A 407-nucleotide genomic window follows, 5' to 3' on the forward strand; every position below is an offset into this window, starting at 1 on the left:
CGCTTTTTCCTCCGGTTTCGATTCGCGGCCCGTCTCGATTGATGCGCGCGGCGGCATTGGATCCTTCACGCCCGCTTCGGTCGATCCGCGTCTGGCGGACAAGCTCAAATTCTCGGCACTGCGCGGCGACAAGATGTTCCGCTTCACGCCTGCCGCGTCTGCCGCGACCGACGGCCCGCGCGCGCTGACCATCGCGGTGCGCATCCGCCCCGATTCGGCCAAGGCGATCAACATGCGGCCTGACCTCGCCAGCGACAGCGGCAAGGGCGACGGCGTCGTCCAGATCACGCCCACCGCCTACAGCCTGGGCGTGGCCAAGGGCTTCACCAAGTTCGCGTTGCCCGCCAGCATCCGCCAGTCGGACGATGCACTGCCTGATATCGGCGAGCTCGGCCGTGGCGCGTCGC

Annotated in this window: 1 pseudogene; it reads left to right on the forward strand. The window is 68.1% G+C overall.

The features are described 5' to 3' along the window. Positions 1-407, forward strand: a pseudogene (locus AX735_RS25520) (hypothetical protein); the annotation flags it as partial.

This window comes from Blastomonas sp. CCH1-A6 (assembly GCF_001556365.1).
Lineage (GTDB): Bacteria > Pseudomonadota > Alphaproteobacteria > Sphingomonadales > Sphingomonadaceae > Blastomonas > Blastomonas ursincola.